The organism is uncultured Legionella sp. (genome assembly GCF_937871865.1).
Lineage (GTDB): Bacteria > Pseudomonadota > Gammaproteobacteria > Legionellales > Legionellaceae > Legionella.
The window spans coordinates 16,834-33,547 of the sequence record NZ_CALMPD010000155.1 but is presented as its reverse complement, the minus strand read 5'-3'; the positions used below and the strand labels follow the sequence as shown (position 1 = coordinate 33,547).

Genomic DNA, 16,714 nt, shown 5'->3' with positions numbered 1-16,714 from the left:
GAAGTCTGGTGACTAAATAATGACTGTATCTAAAAAATGAGTAAAAATTTGTTCAACTGTAATTAAAGAGGTGTTTATGAAAAAAACAGGTGTGATAGTGTCCGGATTATTACTGCTGTCTTGTAGCTGTATTTCTAATAGTACCACTTGCCCTGATCCTGAAACTACTTCCTTAAAGTGGGGCGTTCCACCTTCTCCCTGGGTAGAAAATCCTTTTTCACCCAATAAGCCACAAGGGGACGAAAATACTCGTTTCGTTAAAGCCAATATTCTTGTTGCTCGATATGGTCAAGGTGTCACATGCACCTATAGAAATTCAGTTGGTGACTACTCTATTTGGTGGCAGGTGTTAACCAAGATACCCGCTCGCAGTGACTACAGTTGGATTGAAACTTTGGGAGGCTATGTATGCACTCAAGGTCTGACTGAATGTCATTTTTATGGAGCGAGTACTGAGTAATAGCATTTGTGATTAATTTGTAATCAATTTATCGTGCGACTATACTTAATTTGAAATACAGTATTGTTTGTTTTGAATCGTTTTAGCTATTGAACAAACATAATGGATTCTGAATGAGGATGTTAGTCGTGGATGATATAGATGATGGAAGCAATAGAACGCATAACGAAGACTCTGTCAAACTACCGAATGAAGAACTTCTTCCTGAAGATAGGGAGTTTAAGGACGTTGTTCTGCAAAAATTGATCGATATAAGAGATAAAGAGATTCAGCCTCAGCTCTATAACAAAGAACGACCAGAACGTGAGCCCCACATCCAGAGAGCAAATTTTATTTATGCATTAATATTTAAAGTTAGAGAAGACTTCAAGGCCCCAAAAGATGTTTTGGAGTTTGTTCGCAGTCTTGAAAAACAATACCCTTTGGCGGTTCCCACAGTAAATGAGGTTAAGGGAATGTTGAACTCATTACCACGCCACTTGTAACTCAAAGAGTTGCCTGGAAAACGACTCATGAGCTAAGGTACGAATCTAGACCGGGAGCATTACCGCATCCCGGTTTGCATTCAAAAGAGCATTAAATCCGATCTTCTGTAATATTAATCATCATTTCCATGGCCTTTTTGGCATTGTCTATGACCCATTGCTGATCATTTACCGGAAGCCTGTTTCTGGTTCCTGTAAATTCATTGACAACGTCGCCAGCTTTTACTTCATTATAAGCCATGGTTTTTCCCTGGCGTAGTAAATCAATCAAGGCAACCAAGTGAGGCGGGTCGTTGCGAGACATGGTAGCACATCCACAGCCTATTCCTTTTTCATCATCTTTTTTGGGAGCTTCTGCTAGGTTAACTACCTCGATTCCTAATCCTCTACAATATTGTTTCAGATTATCTACCATATGATTTTCAGTGCCTATGGCATAGCGCTTGGTTCCTGACTTGTCATTGACAACCTGATCCCATATAAACGCTGTCGAACCAGAGTGCTGAGCTGCTCGAATCACCGTATTGCGGCATTCTGGGTGAACAATAGTGGTATATCCTTTGTCTTGCCAGTACTCGCACATCTCAGGTTGATAATGGGTATGCACGGCACATTCACTGGCAAATAAAATCAGTTCTGATTTATCAAATTGATCCAGTGTTTTCTTATCCTGTTCGGGTAATGAATAACGAGCTCCAGCTGTTCCACCAGGCCAATAAGCCAGATTATTAATGCCTAACCAATAGGCTACATTTTCACCCATATGCTGGTCAGGGATAAACAGAATTTTTTTCTTTTGTTTTTGTGCCCATTGGAATATTTTTTTAACATTAGAGCTGGTGCATACGGCACCACCTTGTGCGCCAGTCATGGCTTTTACTCTACCAGAAGTATTCATATAACAAACAGGTAGGATGTTTTCGGCACCATAACGTTCGTTGAGATCCATAAACGCAGGTTCTACCATAAAATCCTTGGCAAGCATTTCCATGGTGCAACCTGATTTAGGATTGGTAATGTACACCTGCTGTGAGGGATTCGCTAAGATGCTGATGGATTCTGCCATAAAATGTACCGCAGACTCGATAATCACTGATTTTTCAGGATGACTGGCTGCCATCAGAGCCAATTGGTAGGAGTCACCAATTTTACCACCGAATTGCTCAATCAATCGGACAATATCGCCTCCCATATAATAATGGGCAAGCAGTAGCATTTTATCCCCAAAATGATCCTGAGCTTTTTTTATGTAGGGTTTCATCCACTCCAACACGGTAGTCAGTTTGCGATCGGGCAACGCCAGATATTCCTCTGCATATGGAATAAAATCTTCCTGATACCAATCAAGAGGGTAGTCGCTTTGACAAATACTCATATCATTGCGGATATGCATTAAGGTTGCTTCTGGTTGGTAAATAGTCGAATTCTTAAACATCAAATCTACCTCTAAAATAATAGGAACTATCCGTTACTTGTTTTATCTGGGATTATTGATATATCGTTAGTCTAGTGAGTTATCTACCAATCCCAGTTTGGCAATGCTTTCTTGAGCTTTATCATTTTTATAGGGGAAATCTTCACGGAAATGGCCTCCGCGTGATTCTCTGCGGGCTAATGCGGCTCTTACGATCAATTCTGCATTAAGAACAATATTTCTAAGCTCAATAAAGTCCCTTGTTATACAATGTTTCCAATAATATTCTTCAATAATTTTTTTACGCTTCATTATTAATTGTAGTAGATCCTGAAGGCCAGCTTCGGTACGTACTATTCCTGCATATGAAGTCATTTCTCCTCTTAAACCCCGCCATTGAGCATTGATCTGGCTGGCTCTTCGTTCATTGACTTCACCAGGCGAACTCCAATTGGGGATGCTATCAATTGATTTAATTGGAGTTGCTATGTCTTTTAAGGTGCAACGGGCTGCATTACCTCCCATTACTAATGCTTCGAGTAACGAGTTGCTTGCAAGGCGATTTGCACCATGTAGTCCGGTAAATGCTACTTCACCTATAGCGTATAATCGTTTTAGGTCTGTTCTACCGTCGATGTCTGTCAAAATGCCACCGCATTGGTAATGAGCTGCAGGTACTACAGGAATCATATCCTGGCTCATGTCAATGCCTATGGACAAAAGAGTAGTGTAAATCTGAGGGAAGCGTTTTTGCAGGAATGACTTGCTTTGGTGCGTAATATCAAGATGCACAAAGCCTGACTGGCATTGTTCTATTTCACTAAAAATTGCTCGGGCGACCACATCTCTTGTTGCCAGTTCAAGTTGATCTGGTGCGTAATGTTTCATAAACCGTTCACCAGTTTCAGGATTTTTCAGTAATGCTCCTTCACCACGTACTGCTTCTGATATTAAAAAATTGTTCAGGCTATGGTGATGGAGAAGGGTGGGGTGGAATTGATAAAACTCCATATTACCCACTCGTGCTCCAGCTCTGTAAGCCATTGCGACGCCGTCACCCGTGGCGATTATTGGGTTCGTTGTATATCGATAGGTTTTACCCGCACCACCAGTGGCCAAAATGACACTATTGGCTAAGAACGTATGAATGCGATTTTGTTTGCAGTCCAGAATATAGGCCCCCAATACTTCTCCCTGATTGTCTGTGCGATGAGGTAAATATTGGGTAATTAAATTTACTGCTACATGATGTTCAAAGAATTCAATTTGCTTTTGTTGTTGGGCTAAAAGATTCATCGTTTGAGTAATCGTCAAGCCGGTCTGATCGCCGCAGTTAAAAATACGTCTATGAGAATGACCACCTTCTTGAGCCAGATTAAATTCGCCATTCGAATCACGCTTGAATTGTACTTCATATTCGCGCAATTGCTTGATGATGTCAGGCCCCTGGCGAATGATAAACTCGACTGCTGGGTGATAGCACAGACCATCTCCTGCAAGCAGCGTGTCAGAAATATGAGATTCCAGGGAATCTTCCGGGGAAAAGACAGCAGCAATTCCGCCTTGAGCATAGCGGCTATTGCTTTCGATGGATTCTGCTTTGCTAATTAATGCAATTTTAAGTTGTGGTTGGATTGCCAATAGTTGTAAACAATAATGTAATCCAGCAAGACCCGTACCTATAACAAGAACATCGTATTGGAAGGTTTGTCCTTGTTGCGATAAGGTGTCTTTCATGAAAATGCCTTAACTAACTGTATTGCCAGCCCAGTGTACGATTCAGGCGTCAGGTTGGATAATTGCGCTTTGGCCTGTTCTGGAATAGAGAGATTATTTATGAATTCTTTTAGGCTGTTTGCATCAATTCCCTGACCTCTGGTCAGAGCTTTTAATTGCTCGTATGCTTCAGGAACATTATAGCGGCGCATTACAGTCTGCACTGCCTCTGCAAGAACTTCCCAGTTTGAATCCAAATCATTATCAAGTGCTGATTTATTAATCTGTAATTTATCATTACCCTTGGCTACAGAATAATAGGCGATCAAACTATAGGAAAATGCCACGCCTATATTACGCAATACGGTTGAATCAGACAGATCTCGTTGTAAACGTGACTGGGTTAATTTATTAGAGAAATGAATAAATAAAGCATTGGCCAGCCCCAGGTTGCCTTCGGCATTTTCAAAATCAATCGGATTTACTTTATGAGGCATAGTGGAAGAGCCTACTTCAGCAGCTATGGTTTTTTGTTTAAAATAGCCTAGAGAAATATAACTCCAGATGTCTTGGCTGTAATCCAGAAGGATGTTATTAATTCTCACCATAATTTGCGATACTTCAGCAATACCATCATGAGGTTCTATTTGAGTCGTATACGGATTAAACGATAAGCCAAATGAGGTCACGAAATTAGAACAATGCTTACGCCAGTCAACCTCGGGGTAGGCTATATGATGCGCATTGTAATTGCCGACAGCCCCATTGAATTTACCAGGAATCAGCACTTCGGCTAATTGTTGTTGAGGTCTTTTCATACGTGCTACAAAATTAACCAGTTCTTTACCCATAGTGGTTGGTGTTGCTGGCTGGCCATGAGTCCTGGCTAGCATTGCGGCATCACAGTGTTGCTTACCTAACAGGGTAATGCTCCCCATGATTTCAGCAAGAGTTGGCTGAATGACCTGAGCTATCGCTTGTTTGACCATAAGAGCATAGGCCAGATTATTAATGTCTTCAGAAGTACACGCGAAATGGATGAAACCTATTACTGATTTGAGTTGCTCATGATGTTGAAATTTATCTTTTAAATAATATTCTATCGCTTTTACATCATGATTGGTTTGCCGTTCAAACTCTTTTACTTTCTCGGCTTCTTCTTCATTAAAATTCGTTAACAAAGAAGAGAGAAACTCTTTTGATTGCGCATTTAATTTGGGTACTTCAGAAATGGTCTCATTTGCCGCCAAAGATTCGAGCCAACGTATTTCAACCATTAACCGGTAATAAGTTAATGCAAATTCACTAAAATAAGGGCTTAAGGATCTTGTTTTATTGATATAACGACCATCTATGGGAGAGATTGCGTTTAAAGCTGAAAGTGTCATAGGTAGTCTACCTCGGTAAGAAAGCGTATATAATATTAGATGCGAGAGCATATGTGAATTAAAGTGAGAAATTTTATATCAAAATTAACATAATTTTGAGCCAGGTGCGTATAATAGTCACAATCTTTAAGTCAGTTGGTCCAATTTTAATGAATACAATTATCGAATCTTATCGTGCGGGGTTATTTCAAAAAAAATATTGGTTACAGAATATTATTTCTGGGTTAATCGTTGGGGTCGTTGCTTTGCCATTAGCAATGGCATTTGCCATCGCTTCCGGAGCGAAACCAGAACAGGGATTATATACTGCAATTGTTGCTGGTTTAGTGGTTTCTATAATGGGAGGCAGTCGATTACAGATTGCTGGTCCTACTGGAGCATTTATTGTTGTTCTTGCAGGAATAACTGCAAAATATGGGATATCAGGGTTGCAAATTGCTACTCTGATGGCAGGATTTATATTGCTGTTTTTTGGGCTCGCCCGATTAGGGGGTATCATAAAATTTATTCCCAGTCCGGTTATCGTAGGATTTACCTCAGGAATTGCTGTGGTCATTTGGGTCGGACAGTGGCAGTATTTTTTCGGTTTGCCCGCAACAACCGGGACACATTTCCATGAAAAATTATGGCATTTAATTCAAACTCTTCCTCAATTGAATCTGCCGACTACTGTTTTGGGTTTATGTTCTTTAGTTATTGTTCTTTTTTCAAACAAATTACCAGGATTTAAACGTGTTCCAGGTCCTTTGGTGGCTTTGGTTCTCGCAACCCTTTTACAATCTATGTACCATTTTGATAGTGTTGCTACTATTGGCAGTATGTTTGGCGGAATTCCTCAGGGATTGCCAGCTTTCGAGTGGCCAACCATCACTATGAATAAAATGATTGAATTGGTAGGGCCTGCTTTTACTATTGCGATGCTCGGTGCGATTGAATCATTATTATCTGCTGTTGTTGCTGATGGAATGTCTGGAACCCTGCATAACTCTAATCGAGAGCTGGTAGGACAAGGTTTGGCGAATATTCTGGTTCCCTTGTTCGGAGGGTTTGCTGCGACGGGGGCCATTGCTCGAACAGCAACGAATATTCGTAATGGCGGGAATAGTCCATTATCAGGAATAATCCATGCAGTAACTTTGATTTTAATTATTTTATTTTTAGCCCCATTAGCAGTAAATGTACCTTTGGCCGCCTTGGCCGCGATATTATTTGTCGTTGCCTGGAACATGAGTGAAATCCATCATTTTCTTAAAATAGTCAAGTTAGCTCCAAAAGCTGATGTTGTTATTCTATTAGTCACTTTTGTTTTGACCGTTTTTGTCGATTTGGTTGTTGCTGTGAACATTGGGGTCATTATTGCTATTTTGCATTTCATGCGACGTATGGCTTTCGGGGTGGAAGTGCAACAAATGTCACAGGATGATTTGACTCAAGAGTTACAACAACAAAATATTGCTGATTTGCCTCCTGGAGTATTGGTTTATGCAATTGAAGGGCCTTTCTTCTTTGGGGCTGTCGAAGTATTTCAACGGGCTCTTGCTGCGACGCATACTGATCCACACATCTTAATCATTAGAATGAGGTGGGTACCTTTTATGGACGTTACCGGCTTGCAAACGCTTGAGGACGTGATTACAGGTTTGCATCAGCGCGGTGTTCGGGTCATGTTAAGTGGTGCCAATGAGCTGGTTGAAGAAAAGCTGCGTAAAATAGGCATTATTAAACTAATTGGCGACCATAATTTCTTTAAGGATTTTCCTAAAGCACTTGCTGCATGTCATGTGAATGAACCTCTAGCTAAAAATTCAGAGTGATGTTTATTCGAGCTATACAATCCGTCACCGATCCCTAATAATACCCCATCAAGGGATAAAAACTGTAGGTCGGGCCCATGACCCGACACAAATCTACTCAATTGGAACGAATCTTAACCGCTGGAGATAGATGTCGGGCCACATCTCATCAAGAGGCAAGGCGAAGGCCGTGGATTCATCTTTAGCCAATTGATTGAAAGTGATTGAGCACATCTCCTGAGAAATGTTGATAGGCGTTAAGGGATAAAGCCGTATTAAGTTCTTTAAAATTAATATTATTGAGAGGGATTGATCTTACCCCCGCTTCATTAATACTACGGAAATAGATGGTTTTGCTCGCCATATCGAATACCATACTTAATTGGGTTGGAGAGGTACCGCCAGGAGCTTGTGCTACCAATCCCAATCCATTAAAGGCATAGGCTATATGTTCCTCCTCACTAATGAATGATGGCAATTTTTTTATATAGCTTGCAGCTCTTACAAATCTGGAATTTGTGCCATAGCCGCCGGGAAGTGGTTTCGTCCCTCCAAAATCACTAAACTCACTGAGATAGGCAATTGATGAGTCATAATCGGTGTTAGTTAGTACTGGAAAAGTTAAATGATCTTGAGTATGGATTATCAATCGTCCATTTAAATATTCAAAAATGGCGGATTTACCCTCTGCATCATTAACCAGTAGATGAAAATTCATCGCCACGTTGCGATAAGTCCCGGCAATTAATTGGTAGTTTTGACTGTTGTCAATCACTTCCTGAACTGTTTGAAAATTATCCAATACATATTGCACCCACTCTGAAGTGCTGAGTGCCGGAAGCTCTTGGTCTGAAGGGTACTGAGAGGCGCTTAATTCCAGAATAGATGCGGTAAGTCCTTTTTCATTCATACCGTCCGCTGCAGGCCCGGGTTTGAAACGATGACCACCATGAAATACAACACTGCCATAACGGCTTTTCCAGATAAGTGGGTGGTATTGATGACTGTCCACATTAGAAACCATCAGAGTGTCTCGTGGGTGAATAACTACTGCTCCTTCTCTGTATTTCCAGTCCAGGTTAACTGCGACAGTAGCTGCTTTATTTTTATTAAAAACCAGTGCAGAACAGGCTGAAGTAATGTAGGAAATCGCATTTAAAGACAAGGCAACAGATATAAGTGCTATATGCTTAAACATTGTAACATCCTTGTAATAAGTGAACTTATAGGGCAGATTCAAAGGAATCTGTTCGTCGTAATTTTTACAGCAGCTTATCTTAACTCACAATAATTCTCTTTGTCATTTATACCTGGATTGTTGCCATTTTATGGAAATGCAACAACCCCGGCATTAAATAATTTTGTTAAAAACCTTGATTTAATATGCCTCGATTATAGGGAATTTAATGACATTGAAGGTTCTAATTCCAATAGTGTGACAATTTAAGTAGAATGACTATCATTTTATGACTTTGGGGTGGATATGACGGTTAAAGCACATACTATCGATTTGGCGCAACTTGGAATGCGAGACTTGGAGCAGGTGGGTGGTAAGAACTCTTCTCTGGGTGAAATGATAAGTCATTTATCCTCAGCTGGTGTTGCAGTACCTGGTGGTTTTGCTACTACCGCGGATTCTTTTCGTGAATTTTTATCCAGAGATGGTCTGGATAAGCGAATCTATGAAAAATTGTCGGTTTTGGATACGGATGATGTACGCCAATTGGCTATTGTTGGTAAAGAAATCCGTGAGATGATTATAAACACCCCGTTCACCCCTGAATTTGAAAAAGCAGTAACTCAGGCTTATCAGGATCTTGCTGAGCGCATTGGTCATGATGAATTTAGTGTGGCGGTCAGATCTTCTGCTACAGCTGAGGATTTGCCTGATGCCTCTTTTGCTGGCCAACAAGAGACTTTTCTGAATGTTAAGGGCATTGCTTCAGTTTTAGATTCGATTAAGCATGTATTCGCATCCTTGTTTAATGACCGGGCCATTGCTTATCGAGTGCACCATGAGTTTGCCCATAATGATGTGGCTTTATCTGCTGGTATTCAGCAAATGATTCGCAGTGATTTGGCTGTAAGCGGTGTTATGTTTACGATGGATACTGAATCTGGTTTTGATCAGGTGGTATTTATTACTTCATCTTATGGTTTAGGTGAGATGGTTGTGCAAGGTGCTGTGAATCCGGATGAATTTTATGTTCATAAGCCAGGAGTACATGCGGGGAAACCAGCCGTCATTCGCAGAAATCTTGGCAGTAAAGAGTTGAAGATGATTTATTGTGATGATCCGACATTGGAACGACGGGTCAAAATTGTTGATGTTGATGCAGCAGAACGCTTGATATTTTCTTTAAATGCTGAAGAGGTAGAGCAATTGGCTCGCCAGGCTTTAATTATAGAAAAACACTATGGCCGACCAATGGATATTGAATGGGCTAAAGACGGCAACAATGGCAAATTATACATACTGCAAGCACGCCCGGAGACGGTAAAAAGCCGGGATAATAAACAGGTATTAGAACGATACACGTTGCAAAAAAGAGGTGAGGTTTTATCTGAGGGACGAAGTATCGGCCAGCGGATAGGGCAAGGTAAGGCCAAGATTATTAAAGATATCAGCGAAATGCATAAAGTTCAGCCTGGTGATGTTCTTATTTCTGACATGACTGATCCTGATTGGGAGCCCGTAATGAAACGAGCTTCTGCTATTGTAACTAATCGTGGCGGAAGAACCTGTCATGCGGCAATTATTGCTCGAGAATTAGGCATTCCTGCGGTAGTTGGATGTGGTGATGCTACTAAAACGATTACCGATGGAGCAGAGGTTACAGTAAGTTGTGCCGAAGGCGATACCGGTTTTGTCTATGCGGGTATTTTGCCCTTTGAGCAAGTCCGTCTTGATGTAGACACCATGCCTGAATTACCTATGAAAGTAATGTTGAATGTAGGAAATCCTGAACGAGCTTTTGCTTTCCAATCGATTCCAAATTCAGGGGTTGGCTTGGCACGGCTTGAGTTCCTGATCTCCAATACCATTGGAATTCACCCCAGGGCACTGCTTGATTATGATACCTTGCAAGATAAAGAGCTTAAAGAGTATATAACTGAAAAAACTGCGGCATATTCTTCACCAGTTGAATACTATGTTGAGCGTTTAAAGGAAGGTATAGCAACTATTGCCGCAGCGTTTTACCCGAAGCCTGTTATAGTACGTCTGTCTGATTTCAAATCGAATGAGTATGCCAATCTGATTGGTGGTAAATTGTATGAGCCTCATGAAGAAAACCCTATGTTAGGGTTCCGAGGAGCATCACGCTATGTTTCCCCATCATTCTTTGAATGTTTTGCACTTGAATGTAAAGCCGTCAGACGCGTTAGAGAAGACATGGGTTTAACTAATGTCGAAGTAATGATTCCATTTGTCAGAACTGTGTCAGAAGCAAGTAATGTGATTCAAGTATTAAAACAGCATGGTCTTGAGCGCGGAACGCATGGCTTGCGTGTCATTATGATGTGTGAGTTACCTTCTAATGCATTACTGGCTACCGAATTTTTAGAGCATTTTGATGGGTTTTCAATTGGCTCAAATGATCTTACCCAGTTAACCTTGGGATTAGACAGGGACTCTGGATTAATTGCAGCTCAATTTGATGAGCGTAATGATGCGGTGAAAGCATTGTTACACATGGCTATTGTGGCATGTAAAGAAGCAGGAAAATACATAGGGATTTGTGGGCAGGGACCTTCAGATCACCAGGATTTTGCTCAATGGTTAATGAAAGAGGGAATTGATAGTGTGTCACTCAATCCTGATTCAGTTTTGGAAACCTGCTTGTTTCTTGCAAAACAAAAATAATGCTCGGGACTGAATAGTGCTAAGTCCCGTGAATAAATTTTGTTTACCGCATAAGAAAGCACCTTTTGTGCGCGTTAATGAAGGATCGCCTGAATCCCGGGAGAGCCTTCGTCGCTAGCTCCTCAGGATGATAGGCGGTGAAGGTGGGTGCGACTTTTCTGATTGTCCGTAAAGACAATCACAGAACCTGGCGGGAGCCATTGCCATTAAGAAAAGTACATCATCCTGAGCATAGCGAAGGAGCGCCTGAATCCTGGGAGATCCTTCGCCGCTAGCATCCTCAGGATGACGGGCGGTTAAGGTGGGTGCGACTTTTCTGATTGTCCGTAAAGACATCGGGAGCCATTGCCATTAAGCAAAGTACGTCATCCTGAGCATAGCGAAGGATCTCCTGAATCCCGGGAGATCCTTCGCCGCTCGCTCCTCAGGATGACGGGCGGTGAGGGTGGACGCGACTTTTCTGATTGTCCGCAAAGACAATCACAGAACCTGGCGGGAGCCATTGCCATTAAGAAAAGTACGTCATCCTGAGCATAGCGAAGGATCTCCTGAATCCCGGGAGCTCCTTTGTCGCTAGCTCCTCAGGATGACGGGCGGTTAAGGTGGACGCGACTTTTCTGATTGTCCGCAAAGACAATCACAGAACCTGGCGGGAGCCATTGCCATTAAGAAAAGTACGTCATCCTGAGCATAGCGAAGGATCTCCTGAATCCCGGGAGCTCTTTCGCCGCTAGCTCCGTGGGATGACCGTCAGATGGCAGTGAGGAAAGTAATCTATTACATATAAGGGTTAAGTAAGATGCGCATTTCCAAATGGTGGTTTCTTGTTCTGGCTGTCTGTCCGATGTTGGCATTTGCTTCTGGGGGGGGGGGCATGCAGATCCTGTTGCTTCCGTCCTTCTTGGTGTGACTACCATTTTTTTCTTCGCTGTTATAGGACGCTATCTTGCAAAACGCATGAATCAACCGGGAGTTTTGGGTGAATTATTAATGGGCGTTTTAGTAGGAAATATTAGCTATTTGTGTGGTAACCAATTGGTTGTCATTCTACGAGAGGGATCCGCCATTTTTAATATCATTAAAGAAATGCTGAGTGGTGTTTCTTTGGAGCATGCCGTTGCATCTGTAATTCAAAATCCATTTTATGCGAATCAGGTGACCGAAGCTTTAAGTGGTTCTAGGGGTACTGAATATCTTAAAATTGCATATATTGTCGATATTTTTTCTCGTTACGGAGTTATCTTTTTATTGTTTATGGTTGGGTTAGAGAGTTCTGTGGACGAGTTAAAACATACAGGAAGAGAATCCATGTTCGTGGCAATCATAGGTGTTTTAGCTCCTATGTTATTAGGTTTTGCTGCGGCCTATTTTTTATTACCTGATTCGTCCTTCCAGGCTGATTTATTCATTGCAGCAACCCTTAGTGCAACCAGTATAGGGATTACCGCTCGAGTACTAAAAGAAATGAATAAACTACGTACTCGGGAAGCTCGAACCATCTTGGGCGCAGCGATGCTGGATGATATATTGGGACTGATCATTTTAGCCGTCGTTAGCAGTATCGTCATTAGTGGAGTGGTTGATTTAATGATGGTGGTCCGAATCATTATTTATGCGATTTTGTTCTTTATTTGTGCTCTAATGCTAGGACCTGTTATTCTACGCAAATCGGTTCACTTTTTTCGTTTTTTTGAACCGTGGGAAAGCAAATTGTTCATTTCGTTTGTATTTGTTATGACGCTTTCCTGGCTGGCTTCTTTTGTGCAATTGGCTGCTATCATTGGCGCTTTTGCTGCGGGCGTTATTCTTCATGACGATTATTTTAAATCAGAAGACAATAATCCCGGGCAAAATCGCAGCATCCAAAATTTGGTAGCTCCATTAGAATCTATTTTGGCTCCCATATTTTTTATGGTCATTGGAATTCAGGTAAAATTAGAAACATTTTACAACTTGAATGTTATTATGCTCTCTAGTGGGCTAATCATTGCCGCGATTATTGGTAAATTGATTAGTGGTTTGGGGGCGAACCGCAAAGATGATCGTTTGCTTATTGGTATTGGTATGTTACCACGTGGTGAGGTAGGACTGGTTTTTGCTTCAATTGGCAGGACTTTGGGAGTAATTTCTGATGAACTATTTTCCGCTATAGTGTTAATGGTTTTGGTTACCACTTTTATTGCTCCGCCTTTATTAAAAGCTCGGTATGCTAACAAGAAGAAGGAAGTGCACGTTTGAATATAGATATGATGCAGGTTACATCTGACGTTAAAAATGCGTTGCTTGAAGATGTAGGTACTGGTGATGTTACTGCTTCTTTGCTCCCTCCTCAGCTGATTGTTGAAGCGGAAATCATTTCGAGAGAAGCGATGCTGGTTTGTGGTCAACCTTGGGTAAATGAAGTATTCCATCAAATAGATGACAAAATAGAGATTGAATGGCTGGTTTCTGAAGGGGACTGGTTGTCCTCCAAAGCTTCGCTATGTGTTCTTCATGGTACCGCAAGCAGTCTTTTGACTGCTGAGCGTACTGCACTCAATTTTTTACAGACATTATCTGCTACTGCGACCCAGACTTATTCTTACGTGCAAAAGCTGCAAGGAACTCAGACTCGACTCCTGGATACACGTAAAACAATTCCTGGACTTCGGTTCGCTCAAAAATACGCGGTTCGCTGTGGTGGGGGAGTGAATCATCGCATGGGTCTTTATGATGCATTTTTAATTAAAGAAAATCATATTAAGGCATGTGGATCGGTTGCTAAAGCAATTAATCTGGCCAGAAGTACAAACAAGCACTTATTAGTTGAAATTGAAGTGGAAACACTAGATGAGTTACGTGAGGCTTTTGAAGCTCATCCAGATAGAATATTGTTAGATAATTTTAGTCTTGATATGTTGGCCCAGGCAGTAAAAATGAATCATCCTAAATATTGCGAATTAGAAGCTTCGGGTGGAATTAGCATTGAGAATATTGCTGAAATTGCTCATTGTGGCGTGGATTTCATCTCTGTCGGGGCTATTACTAAATCAGTTAAAGCTATTGATCTGAGTTTATTGGTTAGGGAACTATTATGAGCCAACGTATTGTTTTTACTGGTGGAGGAACAGCGGGGCACGTGACTCCCAACCTGGCATTAATTAAAGAGTTTTCAGCCGATGGGTGGAATATCCATTATATTGGTTCTGCTGATGGGATTGAAAAAGGCATGATCCAAAACATTGGGATACCTTTTCATGCTGTAAACAGTGGAAAATTACGTCGCTATTTTAGCTTCAAAAACATACTTGATCCGTTTAAGATTTTTATTGGTGTTGTCCAATCGTTCTGGTTGTTTCATAAATTAAAACCGGATGTTGTTTTTTCTAAAGGTGGCTTTGTTGCTTTTCCTGTTGTTGTAGGAGCATGGCTCAATCGCATTCCTGTTGTGGCTCATGAGTCGGATATGACCCCAGGATTGGCTAATCGCCTTTGTTTCCCATTTGTAAATAAAATTTGCCTTACTTTTGAGGCAGGCAAAAAACACTTCAAGAGACAGGATAAAATTGATGTTACTGGAACGCCAATTCGCCAGCAGTTATTTGAGGGAAATAAGCTACGTGGACTCGAGTTATGTGGTTTTAAAGCAGATAAACCATGCTTGCTTGTAATTGGCGGCAGTTTAGGTGCTGGCTCTATTAATCAAAGTGTCCGTTCGGCTCTTGGTGAATTGCTTAAAGAGTATCAGGTAATCCATTTGTGTGGAAAGGGAAAGCTCGATGCGTCGCTTGATTCTCTTACTGGTTATCGACAGTTTGAATACGCAAATGATGAATTAGCTGATTTATTTGCAATATCCTCTGTAGTTATTTCTCGAGCTGGAGCTAACTCCTTATATGAAATTCTGGCTCTAGGGAAACCGCATATTCTTATTCCTCTCTCTGCACAGGTAAGCCGTGGCGATCAAATTCAGAATGCCCGTTATTTTCAGGGAATGGGGATTAGTGTGGTAATTCAGGATCAGTCATTAAATGCAGGAACTTTATTAAATGGTTTGCAGGAAGTGATGAAAAATCAAATGGACATAGATAATAAAATCAGAGCGCTAAAAATCAAGTCAGCAACTGACCGAATTGTTGCAATCATCAAGGAGCAAGCAGATGTTCAAGCCCCACGAACTGTATGATTATGTATGCCAGCAATGGCAAGATGAGATCCTTCCCAGTTTATGTGATTACATAAAAATCCCAAATAAATCGCCTCATTTTGATTCAGAATGGCAAGCACATGGTTATATGGAACAGGCAGTTGAACATATTGCACAATGGTGTAACAATCATGCGCCTAAAGGGATGAAATTGGATATCATGCGTTTGGAGAATAGAACGCCCTTAATCTTCATGGAAATACCAGGTCAAATTGATGAAACCGTCTTACTTTATGGGCATCTGGATAAGCAGCCCGAAATGTCAGGTTGGCATGATGATTTACATCCATGGAAACCTGTTTTAAAAAATGGGCTGTTGTATGGCAGAGGCGGAGCTGATGATGGTTATTCTGCTTATGCATCCCTGACCGCTATCCGTGCTCTTGAAGCTCAGGGAGTGCCTCATCCACGCTGTGTGCTCATTATTGAAGCCTGTGAGGAAAGTGGTAGCTATGATTTGCCATACTATATCGAGTTATTAAAAGAACGCATTGGTCAACCTGCCTTGGTTATTTGCCTTGATTCCGGTGCGGGAAATTACGAACAGCTTTGGATGACTACCTCGTTACGAGGGAATGTTGTTGGTGAACTTTCGGTTGAGCTAATAGAAGAAGGTGTTCATTCAGGGAATGCCAGCGGTATTGTTGCTGATAGTTTTAGAGTCGCCAGACAATTAATTAGCCGTATTGAAGATGAAAATACGGGCGAGATTAAGCTGGAGCAATTGTATTGTGATATTCCTGAGGAACGAATCAAGCAGGCACAAGATTGTGCCGTTGTTCTAGGGAATCAGGTGTATAGCGAATATCCTTGGCATCCTGAAGTGAAACCTGTAATTGAAGAAAAACCAGAGTTAATATTAAATCGCACTTGGCGCCCGGCATTGACGGTTACAGGGGCAGATGGTTTTCCTCCTATTGCAAATGCTGGGAATGTCATGCGTCCTAAAACAGCACTTAAATTATCCATGCGCTTACCCCCATTGGTAAATCCTAAAGACGCATCACACATTATTCAGGAAACCTTAACAGCGAATCCTCCTTATAATGCCAAAGTAAGTTTCAAGGTTGATGATGGTTCAAAAGGTTGGAATGCTCCCATTCTTTCCCACTGGCTTGCACAATCTGCGGATGAAGCATCGCAAACTTATTACGGCAAGCCTGCGGCTTATATGGGTGAGGGCGGTACTATTCCTTTTATGGGGATGCTAGGCGAGCAATTTCCAAACGCACAATTTATGATTACTGGAGTTCTTGGTCCTCATTCTAATGCTCACGGTCCCAATGAGTTTCTTCATCTGGATATGGTTAAGAAATTAACATCGTGCGTTTCTTACGTTCTTTATAGTTTTTCTCTACAAAAATAATTAAAAATCTACTCGACAGGGATACTAAATGTTGGGATACT

13 protein-coding genes are annotated in these 16,714 nt (G+C 41.4%); 9 read left to right on the top strand and 4 right to left on the bottom strand.

All coding sequences use genetic code 11. The features are described from left to right. Positions 1-76: 76 nt before the first annotated feature. Both Q0495_RS08690 and Q0495_RS08685 read left to right on the top strand, forming a co-directional pair. Positions 77-460 carry a DUF3757 domain-containing protein gene (locus tag Q0495_RS08690; protein ID WP_298625051.1) on the top strand — a complete coding sequence of 128 codons (384 nt, stop codon included), beginning with the start codon at positions 77-79 and terminating at the stop codon, positions 458-460. Positions 461-573: 113 nt separating this feature from the next. Continuing rightward, positions 574-945, top strand: a complete 372-nt coding sequence (locus Q0495_RS08685; RefSeq protein WP_298625050.1) for a hypothetical protein — start codon at positions 574-576, stop codon at positions 943-945. A gap of 91 nt (positions 946-1,036) precedes the next feature. Here Q0495_RS08685 and nadA read toward each other — a convergent pair whose 3' ends face one another. From nadA to purB, 3 genes are all read right to left on the bottom strand, one after another. Further along, positions 1,037-2,380: a quinolinate synthase NadA gene (gene nadA, locus Q0495_RS08680; protein WP_298625049.1), complete on the bottom strand. Its 1,344-nt coding sequence runs from the start codon at positions 2,378-2,380 to the stop codon at positions 1,037-1,039. Positions 2,381-2,446: 66 nt separating this feature from the next. Next, positions 2,447-4,096 carry an L-aspartate oxidase gene (gene nadB, locus Q0495_RS08675; protein WP_298625048.1) on the bottom strand — a complete coding sequence of 550 codons (1,650 nt, stop codon included), beginning with the start codon at positions 4,094-4,096 and terminating at the stop codon, positions 2,447-2,449. Then, positions 4,093-5,463, bottom strand: a complete 1,371-nt coding sequence (gene purB, locus Q0495_RS08670) for an adenylosuccinate lyase (protein ID WP_298625047.1) — start codon at positions 5,461-5,463, stop codon at positions 4,093-4,095. Before purB ends, nadB begins: the two co-directional genes overlap by 4 nt. Before the next feature lie 149 nt (positions 5,464-5,612). Here purB and Q0495_RS08665 point away from each other — a divergent pair, with 149 nt between their 5' ends. Then, complete coding sequence (locus tag Q0495_RS08665) at positions 5,613-7,277, top strand: SulP family inorganic anion transporter (protein WP_298625046.1); 1,665 nt, start codon at positions 5,613-5,615, stop codon at positions 7,275-7,277. Between the two features lie 181 nt (positions 7,278-7,458). Here the strand turns inward: Q0495_RS08665 and Q0495_RS08660 are convergent, their stop codons facing one another. Beyond that, positions 7,459-8,454 (bottom strand): linear amide C-N hydrolase, encoded by a 996-nt coding sequence (locus Q0495_RS08660; RefSeq protein ID WP_298625044.1) that lies wholly within the window; start codon positions 8,452-8,454, stop codon positions 7,459-7,461. Between the two features lie 285 nt (positions 8,455-8,739). Here Q0495_RS08660 and ppsA point away from each other — a divergent pair, with 285 nt between their 5' ends. From ppsA to Q0495_RS08630, 6 genes are all read left to right on the top strand, one after another. Then, positions 8,740-11,121, top strand: coding sequence for a phosphoenolpyruvate synthase (gene ppsA, locus Q0495_RS08655; RefSeq protein ID WP_298625043.1), 2,382 nt, complete (start codon positions 8,740-8,742; stop codon positions 11,119-11,121). A gap of 143 nt (positions 11,122-11,264) precedes the next feature. Then, complete coding sequence (locus tag Q0495_RS08650; protein ID WP_298625041.1) at positions 11,265-11,396, top strand: hypothetical protein; 132 nt, start codon at positions 11,265-11,267, stop codon at positions 11,394-11,396. A 538-nt stretch (positions 11,397-11,934) separates the two neighbouring features. Beyond that, positions 11,935-13,359, top strand: coding sequence for a cation:proton antiporter (locus Q0495_RS08645; protein WP_298625039.1), 1,425 nt, complete (start codon positions 11,935-11,937; stop codon positions 13,357-13,359). After that, entirely contained in the window at positions 13,356-14,198 is an 843-nt protein-coding gene (gene nadC, locus Q0495_RS08640; RefSeq protein ID WP_298625037.1) for a carboxylating nicotinate-nucleotide diphosphorylase, read from the top strand. The genes Q0495_RS08645 and nadC overlap by 4 nt, the downstream gene beginning before the upstream one ends. After that, entirely contained in the window at positions 14,195-15,286 is a 1,092-nt protein-coding gene (locus Q0495_RS08635; protein WP_298625035.1) for an undecaprenyldiphospho-muramoylpentapeptide beta-N-acetylglucosaminyltransferase, read from the top strand. Before nadC ends, Q0495_RS08635 begins: the two co-directional genes overlap by 4 nt. Then, on the top strand, positions 15,261-16,673 hold the full coding sequence (locus Q0495_RS08630; protein ID WP_298625033.1) for a M20 family metallopeptidase: 1,413 nt from the start codon (positions 15,261-15,263) through the stop codon (positions 16,671-16,673). Before Q0495_RS08635 ends, Q0495_RS08630 begins: the two co-directional genes overlap by 26 nt. Positions 16,674-16,714 lie beyond the last annotated feature (41 nt).